At 69.2% G+C, this 13,009-nt stretch carries 7 protein-coding genes; 2 read left to right on the plus strand and 5 right to left on the minus strand.

The annotated features are described in order from the left end of the window. Positions 1-259 precede the first annotated feature (259 nt). On the minus strand, positions 260-1,159 hold the full coding sequence (locus tag IEQ11_RS23255) for an energy transducer TonB (protein WP_191823559.1): 900 nt from the start codon (positions 1,157-1,159) through the stop codon (positions 260-262). Between the two features lie 220 nt (positions 1,160-1,379). Here IEQ11_RS23255 and IEQ11_RS23260 point away from each other — a divergent pair, with 220 nt between their 5' ends. Then, positions 1,380-3,215, plus strand: coding sequence for a monovalent cation:proton antiporter-2 (CPA2) family protein (locus IEQ11_RS23260; protein WP_036113160.1), 1,836 nt, complete (start codon positions 1,380-1,382; stop codon positions 3,213-3,215). A gap of 259 nt (positions 3,216-3,474) precedes the next feature. Here IEQ11_RS23260 and IEQ11_RS23265 read toward each other — a convergent pair whose 3' ends face one another. From IEQ11_RS23265 to IEQ11_RS23280, 4 genes are all read right to left on the minus strand, one after another. Beyond that, the gene (locus IEQ11_RS23265; RefSeq protein ID WP_057922909.1) at positions 3,475-6,825 is read right to left on the minus strand and encodes an ankyrin repeat domain-containing protein; all 3,351 of its coding nucleotides are present in this window, start codon (positions 6,823-6,825) and stop codon (positions 3,475-3,477) included. Continuing rightward, positions 6,818-7,090, minus strand: a complete 273-nt coding sequence (locus IEQ11_RS23270; RefSeq protein WP_046658232.1) for a YcgL domain-containing protein — start codon at positions 7,088-7,090, stop codon at positions 6,818-6,820. Before IEQ11_RS23270 ends, IEQ11_RS23265 begins: the two co-directional genes overlap by 8 nt. Before the next feature lie 238 nt (positions 7,091-7,328). Continuing rightward, positions 7,329-8,333, minus strand: coding sequence for a cytochrome d ubiquinol oxidase subunit II (gene cydB, locus IEQ11_RS23275; RefSeq protein ID WP_191823560.1), 1,005 nt, complete (start codon positions 8,331-8,333; stop codon positions 7,329-7,331). 117 nt (positions 8,334-8,450) lie between these two features. Further along, the gene (locus IEQ11_RS23280) at positions 8,451-9,851 is read right to left on the minus strand and encodes a cytochrome ubiquinol oxidase subunit I (protein WP_191823561.1); all 1,401 of its coding nucleotides are present in this window, start codon (positions 9,849-9,851) and stop codon (positions 8,451-8,453) included. Positions 9,852-10,518: 667 nt separating this feature from the next. Here IEQ11_RS23280 and IEQ11_RS23285 point away from each other — a divergent pair. Next, positions 10,519-12,912: a S9 family peptidase gene (locus IEQ11_RS23285; protein ID WP_191823562.1), complete on the plus strand. Its 2,394-nt coding sequence runs from the start codon at positions 10,519-10,521 to the stop codon at positions 12,910-12,912. Positions 12,913-13,009: the final 97 nt, after the last annotated feature.

The raw sequence follows: 13,009 nt of genomic DNA on the forward strand, positions 1-13,009 counted from the left end.
TTGATGGTGGGTGCGACCGATGCCGGTCGCGTCCTTGTGTGCCCGCGGATGCGGAGCCATCCGTCGATCGGGCCTTGGCTGAACTCCGAAAACGTCAATGGGGTGCCGGCGCGATGCCTGCCCGACATCACGCGGCTAGCGGTCCATGCGGTGTCGCGACGATGCAACGCGAGTGATCGCAATCCTCGAACCAGTGTCGGCCCGCGGCGTCCCCCGCATTGAGATTGACGTTCGCAGCCGTCGTCGCGACGGCGCGGCTTCAGCTGTTGCGGTCGATCGGCGTAAGCAAACGCCGGCCCCGACCGACCGATTGGATGCGCTCGTCGCCGAAGGCATCGACGCCGGCGGTCGCATCGTGGTCGGCGTCGATCCACGGCGCGCGCTGGCGCGGACCGGGGATGTAGAGGTCCCACTGCCCGTAAGCCGGGGTCTTGTCGCGCTTGAGTTTGTAGGCCACCGGCACCCGGACCAGCCAGTGCGCCTCATCGGCATACGGGCCTTGGGTCGGCGGCGCGAACTGCCACTGCCTGGCGGTGGTCAGCGTGGACTGGGCCAGCAGCTCGCGGAACCGCTTCATCTGCGCTTCGCTGCCGACCGCGTTGAGGTTGACCTGTTCGGCGAAGGCATCCTCGACCCGGCCGTCGCGGCCGATCCGCGCCACCACGTAGACCAGGCCCGATACGTTGGAACGCGCGGCCAGTTCCGGATAGGTCGGCGGCTGCATCTGCGCCTGGCTGGGCAGATGCGAGGGCTCGTCGCGGCCGAAATGGGCGCTGCCCAGGCGCAGTTCGTAGGCTTCCTCGGCCTGCCCGTACAGCCGGCGCGCGACCACCCGCAGGTTCATCGGCGTGTCGGTCGCGGCCGCGGCGTCCGGCGTCGCCAGCGGCTCGAACCGCCATTGCGGGACGTTCTGCCGGATCAGGTCGGCGACGGCCTTGGGGATCTCGCTTTCGCGATCGATGCGCACGTCGTCGACCCGGCCGTCGGCCGCGATGCGGACCTGGCCGGTCACGACCATGCTCATTTCGGCCTGCTTGCGCACCGCGCCCGGGCCCTTGCCGGCCGCGAACGCCGGCGATGCGAACGCCATCGCCATCGCCATCGCCATCGCCATCGCCAGCCACATCGCAACGTAATTCCACATCCTGTGATGGATCATGTCTGCGTCCTTGATTGTGTGTCGTCGACTGTGTCGTCGCCCATTTACCACCAGCACCCGGGCGCCGCGATTACCTGGCCGGCGATTGAAATCCGCCGGCCCGGCAACCATAGCAAACCATCGGCGTCATCCGCCCTCGTTACGATGCGTTGCATTCACAGCGTTCGTTCCGCCACCTCAGCCTCGGCGCAGCGCGCCATAATCCCCCCAGGAGGTGCCCATGCACGGTGGCGGTCTAGAACTCGCGTTGTTGTTTCTGCTCGCCGCGGTCATCGCGGTGCCGGTGTTCCGCAAGTTCGGGCTGGGCGCGGTGCTGGGCTATCTGGCCGCGGGCGTGGTGCTGGGCCCATATGGCGTGAAAGTCATCAGCGACGCCGAACCGGTGCTCGCGGCCTCGGAAATCGGCGTGGTCATGATGCTGTTCGTGATCGGCCTGGAGCTGTCGCCGGCGCGCTTGCGGGTGATGCGCAAGCCGGTGTTCGGCGCCGGCGGCCTGCAGGTGCTGCTCAGCGGCCTGGCCCTGGGCGCGCTGGCGATGTTCGGCGGCCACCTGGGCTGGAAGGCGGCGACCGTGGTCGGCCTGGGCCTGGCGCTGTCCTCGACCGCGGTGTGCCTGCAGTTGTTGTCCGAACGCAAAGGGCTCGCCGCGGATTACGGCCGGCTCGCGTTCGCGATCCTGCTGTTCCAGGATCTCGCGGCGATCCCGCTGCTGGCGGCGATTCCGCTGCTCGGCAAGTCCGCGGCGGTGGAAGGCCTGAACTGGATCGCGGTGGCCAAGGCGGTCGGCGCGATCGCGGCGGTGGTGTTCGGCGGCCGGGTGCTGCTGCGCCAGGTGTTCCGGATCGTCGCGCGCACCCAGATGCCCGAGGTGTTCACCGGCGCGGCCCTGCTGACCGTGCTGGGGTCGGCGTGGATCCTGCAGACCGCCGGGCTGTCGGCCGGCCTGGGCGCGTTCCTGGCCGGCGTGCTGCTGGCCGATTCGGAATTCCGCCACGAGCTGGAATCGCAGATCGAGCCGTTCAAGGGCCTGCTGCTGGGCCTGTTCTTCATGGCCGTGGGCATGAGCATCGACCTGCAGCGCGTGCTCAACGAGCCGCTGCTGATCGGTTCGATCGTGGCCGCGTTGCTGACGGTGAAATTCCTGCTGCTGTTCGGCGTGGGCATCAGCGCCGGCGGCCTGGACAAGCGCGGCGCGTTCCAGTTGGCCACGGTGATGTCGCTGGGCGGCGAGTTCGCCTTCATCGTGTTCAACGAAGCGGTCAAGGCCAATCTGCTGGACGATCCGACCCGCGACCGTCTGATCGCCGCGGTCGGCGTGTCGATGGCGCTGACCCCGCTGCTGGTGATCGGCGCGCAGCGCATGCTCGACGCCGCGCCCGCGGCCAAGCCCAAGCGGCCGTTCGACGAGATTCCCGATCATCACCCGCAGGTGCTGATCGCCGGCATGGGCCGGTTCGGCCAGATCATCGCGCGCCTGCTGGTCGCGCACCGCACGCCGTTCATCGCGATCGAGAACAGCGCCGAGCAGGTCGATTTCATGCGCCGCTTCGGCAATGCGATCTACTACGGCGACCCGGCCCGGCCCGAACTGCTGCGTTCGGCCGGCGCGGCCCAGGTCAAGATCTTCGTGATCGCGATCGACGACCGCGACAGCGGCATCCGCACGGTGCGCACGATCCGGCGCCTGTATCCGAAGGCCAAGGTGTTCGCCCGCGCGCGCGATCGCCGGCACGCCTGGGACCTGATGGACCTGGGCGCCGAGCCGATGCGCGAAACCTTCCATTCCAGCCTGAAACTGGGCGAGGACGTGCTGATCGAACTGGGCGTGGAAGCCGAGACCGCGCGCGACCATGTCGAGCGGTTCCGCGAACTCGACGAACGCATGCTCGAGGCGCAGTACCTGGTCCACGACGACGAAGACGCGCTGATCCAGACCGCGCGCGATGCGCGCAAGGAACTGGAGGAGTTGTTCAACGCCGATCGCGGCGAGGGCATGTTGGCCGACATGGTCGACAAGCGGGCGACGCCGGCGCCGGAGAATGCGACGCGGCATTGAGGGACGGGTGGCGTCGTGGGTTTGGTTGCGGCGGCTGTGATCGGCGGTTGCGATTGACCGCCTGATCGTGGCGCCGGGACTTTAGTTGGCGCGGTCGCGGCTCGCGCCGCTCCTACAGTCGCTTCGTCCCATCACGCGGCCCTGTAGGAGCGGCGCGAGCCGCGACCGCGAAACTTCAAACGCCCGCGCAGGCCCCGACAGCGGCCGCGAACTCAGCCGCGGCCCGCCGGCTCATGCCCGATCGCTTCGAACCGAAGCTTCAGTTCCCCGGCCCGCGCAAAAACCGCGCCATCGATACCCCGTTGCCGGCATTGCCCGACGGCGTGCTCGGCGCGAATTCGGCCGCGATATCGACGAAACCGCGCATCACCGCGATCTCGCGCGGGGTGCGGTTGAGCGCGTCGCGCAGGTCCGGGTTGGCGCCGTTGCGCAGCAGGCGCTGCACCACGCGCAACAGGCCGTGCAGCGCGGCCAGGTGCAGCGGGCCGAAGCCGCGCGGGTCCTGCACGTCGAGCGAGGCTTCGTGATCGAGCAGCAGTTCCAGGCCGGCGATCAGCACGTCCTCGTCGGCCGCGGTGCCCGGTTCGGCGCGCGCGCCGAGCAGCAGCAGCAGCGGCGTCGCGCCCGCGGCGGACTGGTCGGCGTCGACGCCGGCCAGCAGCAAGGTGTCGAACAAGGCGACCAGACGGCTGCGTTCGCGCGCGGTGAAGCCGAACATCGCCGCGCAATGCAGGGCCATGCGGCCTTGCGCGTCGCGCGCCTGGACGTCTGCGCCGGCGGCGAGCAGGCGCGCGGCCAGGTCGGTCAGGCCGAGCGCGCAGGCGACCATCAGCACGGTCAGATCGCCGGGCAGGCGCTGTTCCAGCGAGGCGCCGGCCGACACCAGCCGGTCGACGATTTCGCCATGGCGCATGCTGACCGCCGCCGACAGCGGGGTCGCGCCGGAATTGGCCGCGCGCTGCGGGTCGGCGCCACGCGCGAGCAGCAGGTCCACGACCGCGCGATGACCGCCACCGGCGGCGCGCAGCAGCGCGGTGCAGCCCTGACTGTCGGGCGAATCGACCGACAGGCCCAGATCGAGCAAGCGTCGCACCGCGTCGGCGTCGCCGACGATCGCCGCGGCCGGCACGTCGGCGGCCTGCAGCGGACGCCGCGGCAGCGCCCAGCCGCGCCAGTCCAGCCAGTCGGCCAGATCGCGCCGGCCCGAGGCCAGGGCCACGCCGAGCGGGGTCTGGCCGTCGGCGGCGAGCAGATTCGGATCGGCGCCGTGCGCGACCAGCCGCTTGAGCATGCCGTCGCGGCCGAGCGCGGCGGCCAGATGCAGCGCGCTCATGCCGTGGCTGTCGCGGGTATTGAGGTCGACGCCGGCGGCGAGCAGGCGCTCGAGCAGGCGCGACCAGCCCAGCCGCACCGCGATCGCCAGCGGCGGATCGCCGGCCGGGGTGCGCGAAAACGCATCGGCGCCGCGTTCGAGCAGATCGAGCGCGAACTGTTCCAGCCCGCGCGCGGCCTGATCGCCGGCCGAGCAGGTCGCCAGGAACCGGCCCAGGCCGCCGCGGCCGGCCGGCGACACGCCGTGGCGCAGCAGCGCCTGCAGCGCCGGCAGCGAGGCCGGGGCCTGACCGAGCAGCGCGAACAGCACGGTATCGCCGTGGGCGTCGTAGACATTGGCGTCGGCGCCCTGGCCGAGCAGCCAGTCGATGCGTTCGGCGGTCGGTACGTGGCCGTCTTCTTCGAACAGTTGCGCGCCCAGTTCGGCCGGGCTCAGCAGCTTGGCCAGCCCGGTCAGTTCCGAGGCGCGGCCGTCGCGCAGGCCGTCGCGCAGCAGCGCGGCCGGCATGCGGTCGACGATCACCCGCTCGCCGTCGGGTGCGTCGCTGTCGCCCTCGCCGCTGACCGCGGTCGGCAGCGGATAGGCGCGATCGAGCGCGGCGACCAGCGACCAGCGTCCGGCCTCGGCGGCGCGATCGACCGCGCGCTTGCCTTGGCGGTCGCGCAGTTCCGGATCGATGCCCAGGTCGAGCAGACGCACCACCAGCGGCGGCGAAGCGGTTTCGGCCTGGCAGGCCAGGATCAGCGCGCTGGCGCCGTCGGCGTCGAGCGCCTTGGCCTCGGCCGCGCCGCCTTGCGGCAGGTGTTCGAGCAAGCGTTCCAGCACCGCCGCGCGACCGCCGCGCGCGGCCTCGAGCAGCGGCGTGCGCTGCAACCGGTCGATCGCGTTGGCGTCGGCGCCGGCCGCCAGCAGGGCGGTGACGATATCGAGATGTCCGGCGAACGACGCGGCATGCAGCGCGCTGCGGCGCTGACCGTCGCGCGCGTCGATCCGCGCCTTGTGCTTGAGCAGCAGCAGCGCGCCGGCCGGATCGTCCTCTTCGCCGCCGGCCGCGGCCAGCAGCGCCGGCACGCCGTCGGCCTGTTCGGTCTTGGCGCCGCGCTCGAGCAGGAACTTGGCCAGGCGCCAATTGCCGCTGGCGCAGGCCACGCCGAGCGGCGACAGGCCGTCGTGGTTGAGCGGGTCCAGATCGGCCTGGGCGTCGCGCAGCAGCGCGGCCACGCCCGGGTCGGAGCTGCGCGCGGCGTGGTGCAGCGGGGTGTTGCCGTCCAGGTCGGCCAGGCGCGGGTCGGCGCCGTTGGCCAGCAGGGTCATGACCGCGTCGGGGCGGCCGTGCCAGCTGTCGCGGGTCGCGGCCAGCAGCGGGGTCATGCCGGCGGTGGCGGCGTTGAGATCGACGCCGCGGGCGATCAGCTCGCGCAGCAGGCGCAGGTCCGGCAGCACCGCGGCCAGCACCGGCAGGCTGCGGCGGTCGCGCTCGTCGCCGATCGGCGCGGCGTCGATGTCGGCGCCCAGCTCGATCAGTTCCAGCGCGCGCTCGACCTTGCCGGTGCGCGCGGCGGCGTACAGCGCCGGCTCCAGCGGGTCGTCCTCGCCGAGCAATTCGTCGGCGTTGTGGACGGTGTCGAGTTCGGGATCGAACTCCACGCCCGGCAGCGCCTGCGCCGGGGCGATCGTCTGCAGCAGCACGTGCAAGGCCGGCGAGGCCAGCGCGAACACGACCGCGAGCGACCAGCGCACCGCCTCGCTCAACAACCCCGGCCAGGCCAGCACCAGCGCCAGCCCGGACAGGCCGGCGACGATCGCCGCCACGCCCAGCCCGCGCCAGGCGCCGACATCGAGATCGGCCAGGCGCGCCCACTGCGGCGCCAGCGCCGCGCCGTCGCGCTCGGCCGCCTGCCACAGTGGCCACAGCCGCCACAGGCCGAGCAGGATCAGCCCGGCGACCACGCTCAGGCCGAGCACCGCGAGCAGCGAGCCGCTCTGCAGCAACGCGCTCAGCGGCCAGGCGACCAACGCCGCGGTGGCCGCAGTCGTGCCGCCCCACAGCGCGGCCAGCGCGCCCAGTTCGGGTTTCCAGTCGATCGCCGCGTCGCGCCGCCGCCACAGCCGCGCGGCCAGGGCGAACGCGGGTTGGGCCAGGGCGCCGCCGATCAGCGCGATCGCCGCGCCGCCGATGCTGCCGCCGAAACCGGTCGCCAGCGCCAGCACCAGGCCGGCGGCCAGGGCCAGGCCGAGAGTGCGGGCACCGCCGCGCGCAATGGGAGCGTCAGGCATCGGGCGTCGGCGCCTCGGCGAAGTACGGCGCGTCCACCGACGGCGGCAACTGGAGATGGAAGCCGTTGGCGAGCAGGTTCTGCCGCACCTGGGCGGCGTCGGCGCGGGCCAGTTTGCGCTGCTCGGTCAACTCCAGATCCAGCACGAACTGCAGCGAACCCAACTGCGCGCGCAGCGAGTCGGGCAGGCGCGCGAAATCGTCGCGCGCGCTCAGAAAAACGTAGGTGTCTGCCTTGCGGAGACTTTTGTATACGTAGGCTTGCATGGGGCGGGCGATACAGCCGGGGGAGACTGTTTTTCTGCGTCGCAGATGTGATGCACAGCATACCTGCCCACTCGCGCTACGCGAACTTTCATGTTCAGCGCAAGGCCCGGACGGGGGTGGTAAGGCCCGCCGGCCTGTGGGGCGATCGGCGGACGCCGGTCCGCCGAAGGATTCGCCGGCACGCTCGCCGGACCGGACCGAGGACGTCCCGCCCGCGCGCTCACCCGCCCCGCGCCGGTCAGTGATAGCCCACGTCGGCCGCGATCTTTCCGCTGAACACCCGGTACGACCAGTAGGTGTAGCCCAGGATCGCCGGCAACAGCACCACCAGCCCGACCAGTACGAAACCCTGCGACGACGGCGGCGAGGCCGCGTCCCAGATCGTCAGCCCCGGCACGATGTTGGGCCAGATGCCCAGCACCAGCCCGGCGAAGCCGAGCACGAAGAACAGCAGCGCGTACACGAACGGATGCCCGTCGCGGCCCTCGCGCATTACCGAGCGCCACAGCGCCCAGGCGTTGGCGACCACCAGCAGCGGCACCGGGAACAGCCAGTAGAAATTCCCGTCTTCGAACCAGCGCGCCATGATCCGCGAGTCCAGGAACGGCAGCCACGCGCTGACCAGGCCGATGAACACCGCCACCACCAACACCAGCGGCCGCGCCAGAGTCCGCGCGATCAACTGCATGCGCCCCTCGGTCTTGAGGATCAGCCAGGTCGAACCGAGCAAGGCGTAACCGAACACCACCGCCGCGCCGGTCAGCATCGAGAACGGACTGAACCAGTCGAAGATGCCGCCGACGTACTTGCCGCCCTGCAGCGGCATGCCTTCCACGATCGCGCCGAGGATCACCCCCTGGGCGAACGCGCACAGCAGCGAACCCAGCGAAAACGCCGCGCCCCAGGCCGATTTGGCGCGCTTGGCCTTGAACCGGAACTCGAACGCCACGCCGCGGAACACCAGCGCGATCAGCATCAACAGCACCGGCAGGTACAGCGCCGACAGCACCAGCGCATAGGCCTTGGGAAACGCCGCGAGCAGGCCCGCGCCGCCGAGCACCAGCCAGGTTTCGTTGCCGTCCCAGATCGGCGCGGCGGTGTTCATCATGTGATCGAGCTGATGTTCGTCCTCGGCGAACGGCGCCAGGATGCCCAGGCCGAGCACGAAGCCGTCGAGCAGCACGTACATCAACACGCCGAAACCGATCACGCCGAACCAGATCACCGGCAGCCAGTAGTCCATCGTCCTACTCCGTCTTGCTGGGCGAGGTCGCGATCAAGCGACCGTTGCGTGCGTTTGCGCGGGTGCGAACGCGCGCGCCGAGTGCGATCGTCGCGAATGCGCCTGGGATGGAAAGGTTCATGCGCCGGTCTCGCTGGATTCGTCGGGCACCGACAGCGGCCGCGCCGGGGTCTTGTCGCCCAAGCCGGCGCGCGGTGGCGGCTCGTGCGGATGCGGGCCCTTGCGGATCAGTTTGACGATGTAGCGAAACCCCGCGCCGAACACGGTGAAGTAGACCAGCGCGAACACGATCAGCGAGGTCATCACGCTGGCCGCCGCGATCGGACTGACCGCGTCGGCGGTGCGCAACAAGCCGTAGATCACGTACGGCTGGCGGCCGATCTCGACCACGTACCAACCGGCCAGGATCGCGACGAACCCGCTCATGGTCAGCACCCGCCAGCCCCACAGCACCGCGCGCGATTGATACAGCCGCTTGCGCCACAGCAGCAACAGCGACACCAACACCAACGCCAGCATCGCCATGCCCAGACCGACCATCACCCGGAAGGCGTAGAACACCGGCTTGACCGGCGGCCGCTCGCTGGCCGGCACCGACTTGAGCGGCTGGATATCGCCGTCGAGGGTATGGGTGAGGATCACGCTGCCGAGTTTTGGAATCGCGACCTCGTAGTCGTTGCGCTCGGCCTTTTCGTTGGGCACCGCGAACAGAATCAGCGGCACGCCCTCGCCCGGCTCGCCCGACTCCCAATGCGCTTCCATCGCCGCGACCTTGATCGGCTGATGCTCGCGCACGTTCAGGCCATGCAGATCGCCGACGAACACCTGCATCGGCACGGTGATCGCGGCGAAGATCACCGCGGCGCGCAGCATCCGCTTGCCTGCCTCGACATGCACCCCGCGCAGCAGGTACGACGCACCGACGCCGCCGATCACGAAACAGGTGGTGATGAACGCGGCCAGCACCATGTGCGCGAGGCGGTACGGGAACGAGGGATTGAAGACGATCGCCCACCAATCGGCGGGTTCGAACACGCCGTTGACGATCGTGTAGCCGGTCGGCGTCTGCATCCAGCTGTTGGCCGAGATGATCCAGAACGTCGAGATCAGCGTGCCCAGCGCGACCATGCAGGTCGCCAGAAAATGCATCTTTTCGTCGACCCGACTCCAGCCGAACAGCATCACCCCGAGGAAAGTCGCTTCCAGAAAGAACGCGGTCAGCACCTCGTACGACAGCAGCGGGCCGAGGATGTTGCCGGCCTGTTCGCTGAGCACCGCCCAGTTGGTGCCGAACTGGAAACTCATCACGATGCCCGAGACCACGCCCATGCCGAACGACACGGCGAACACCTTGGTCCAGAAGAAATACAGATCGCGCCAGAGCGTGTCGCGTGTGCGCAGCCAGCGCCATTCGACGAAGGCCAGCCAGCTGGCTAGGCCGATGGTGAAGGCCGGGAACAGGATATGAAACGAGATCACGAAGCCGAACTGGATACGCGACAGCAACAGGGCGTCCACGTGCATTGCCTCCATGGCACGGAACATCGCGCCAGCGGGTTCATTTTGCGCCGCAACATGCACGCGGAGCGGCGGCTCGGTGGAATCACATAAACCGCAAAGGCGGTGAGCGTGATGTGGTGGAGGTCTGCAGCGGCCTCGTTCGCGACGCCGCATCGTCGCGCGGGCATGCTGGAACAAGCACTTGGACCGCGACCGCGGGCGTCACTGTCTCATGATCGCCGCGTGTTCGGTAGCTCGACGCGGCATGCGCAGTGCGACAAAACGCGGCAAGGCGACGAAGCGTTTTTCGCTCGCCACCACCGCCCGTATCGCTCACGTCCGCTCACCTTGAGACGTTTTGTCCAATGGCGCCGTTGCTGCCTTCTCCCGCCAAGCGGGAGAAGGTGCCCGAAGGGCGGATGAGAGCCGCCTTTCATCGCGCGCCCCACCTCACCCCAGCCCCTCTCAGCCCTGCACTCCCTTCGGTCGCCGCAAGCGGGAGAGGGGCTTCCTGCGATTGGCAAGAATCGTCCAGCCAGAACCCACCAAATCACCGATCCTGCAAAGCCCGCGCTTCTGCGCCATCCACCGCACCGCCAATCCTCGCCCCCCATGACCAACGGCCGGCCCGACGCCCGCCCCCGGACTGTTAACCTGCGCCCACTTTTGTCCTAGAGCCCGCTCGATGCGCATCTCCTTTGCCACGCTCGCCGCGCTGCCCCTGGCGCTGTTGTCCACCGCTGCGTTCGCGCAGGCCGCCGCGCCCCTGACCCTCGCCGACACCATGGCCAATCCCGACTGGATCGGACCGCCGGTCGAGCGCGCCTGGTGGGCCTGGGACGGCCAGCGCGTGCAGTACCAGATCAAACGCGACGACGGGATCATCCGCGATACCTGGCAGACCGGCGTCGCCGGCGGCACGCCGCAGCGCCTGGACGGCGCCGCGCGCAACGAACTCGACGCGGCCAACCCGGCCTACGACGCGCAGCGCACGCGCATGGCCTTCGTGCGCAACGGCGACGTGTTCGTGCGCGATCTGCGCAGCGGCGCGTTGACCCAGGTCACCCGCAGCAATGACACCGAGTCGCGCCCGCAATTCAGCCGCGACGGCAACCTGGTGTTCCGGATCGACAACCAGTGGTACCAGTGGCGCGCCGGTCAGGGCATCAGCCAGGCCGCGCAGGTCCGCGCCGAGAAGGATCCCGCGCAGCCGCCCAAGGCCGACGCGCTGCGCGATTATCAGCTCGCCACCATCGACACCCTGCGCAACGACCGCGCCCAGCGCGACGCCGCGCGCGAACAGGACGAGGCCTGGCGCCGCGGCGACGGCAGCCGCGCGCCCAAGCCGGTGTACCTCGGCGACGAAGTCGAGATCATCGACAGCGCCCTGTCGCCCGACGCGCGCTGGCTGCTGGTGGTGACCCAGGAAAAGAAGGGCGATGCCGGCACCGGCGGCAAGATGCCCAAGTACGTGACCGAATCGGGTTACGAAGAATTCGAGGAAGTCCGCACCCGCGTCGGCCGCAACGATCCCTTGCCGCAGAAGCTGTGGCTGGTCGACGTGGCCAACGCCAAGGTCAGCGAACTCGGCTTCGACGGCCTGCCCGGCATCAAGGACGATCCGCTCGCCGCCTTGCGCAAGGCCGCCAAGCAGGATCCGCTCAAGGGCGAGCGCCCGGTGCGGATCGAATCCGACGGCGACGGCAGCGGCGTATCGATCCGCTGGAGCGACGACGGCCGCCACGCCGCGGTGCTGGTGCGCGCGATCGACAACAAGGACCGCTGGCTGACCTCGGTCGACCTGGCCCGGACCCGTCTGGAAACCCGCCACCGCCTGACCGACAAGGCCTGGATCAACTGGAATTTCAACGATTTCGGCTGGCTGCCCGACAGCGGCAAGAGCGGCGCCAGCGATCTGTGGCTGCTGTCGGAACAAAGCGGCTACTCGCACCTGTACCTCAGCCAGGACGGCGCCGCGCCGCGCGCGCTGACCTCGGGCAAGTGGGAAGTGTCCGAGCCCGAACTGGCCGCCGACGGCAAGACCTTCTTCTTCCTGTGCAATCGCAAGTGGCCGGGCGATTACGAAGTCTGCGCGGTCGACCGCAACGGCGGCGCGGTGCGCGAAGTCACCGCGCTCGACGGCGTGGAGAACTTCACCCTCTCGCCCGACGGCCGCAAGGTGCTCGCGCGTTATTCGGAAAGCTACCTGCCGCCGCAACTGGCGGTGGTCGATGCCGGCGGCGGCGACGCGGTCAAGCTCACCGACACGCGCAAGCCCGAGTTCAAGAACCGCCAGTGGATCCAGCCCGAGTACGTGCAGGTCCCGTCCAAGCACGGCGCCGGCACGGTCTGGGGCAAGTTCTACGGCCCGAAGAATTACGACCCGGACAAGAAGTACCCGATCGTGATGTTCGTGCACGGCGCCGGTTACCTGCAGAACGTCAGCGCGCGCTACCCGAACTATTTCCGCGAGCAGATGTTCCACAACCTGCTGGTCGACAAGGGCTACGTGGTGCTCGACCTCGACTATCGCGCCTCCGAGGGCTACGGCCGCGACTGGCGCACCGCGATCTACCGGCAGATGGGCCATCCCGAACTCGAGGATTACCAGGACGGCCTGGACTGGCTGGTCGCCAACAAGCACGGCGACCGCGACCGCGCCGGCATCTACGGCGGTTCCTACGGCGGCTTCATGACCTTCATGGCGCTGTACCGCGCCCCGGGCCTGTTCAAGGCCGGCGCCGCGTTGCGTCCGGTCTCGGACTGGTCGCAGTACAACCACGAATACACCGCCAACATCCTCAACACGCCCGAGCTCGATCCGGAGGCCTACAAGAAGTCTTCGCCGATCGAGTACGCCGCCGGCCTCAAGGACAACCTGCTGATCGCCCACGGCATGATTGACGATAACGTGTTCTTCAAGGACTCGGTGATGATGACCCAGAAGCTGATCGAGCTGCGCAAGGACAAGTGGGAAATCGCGCCGTACCCGCTGGAGCGCCACAGCTTCGTGCATGCCGATGCTTGGTACGACGAGTATCGGCGTATTTATGAGTTGTTTGAGCGGACGTTGAAGTAAGCGAAGTCGAAGGACGTTTCGCGATATCCGACAAGAACACCATTCGCCGCCTTACGCGACCTGCCAGCACGGTGAAGCGAGCAGGTCGCGTTAGCAA

The organism is Lysobacter capsici, from assembly GCF_014779555.2.
Taxonomy (GTDB): Bacteria; Pseudomonadota; Gammaproteobacteria; order Xanthomonadales; family Xanthomonadaceae; genus Lysobacter; species Lysobacter capsici.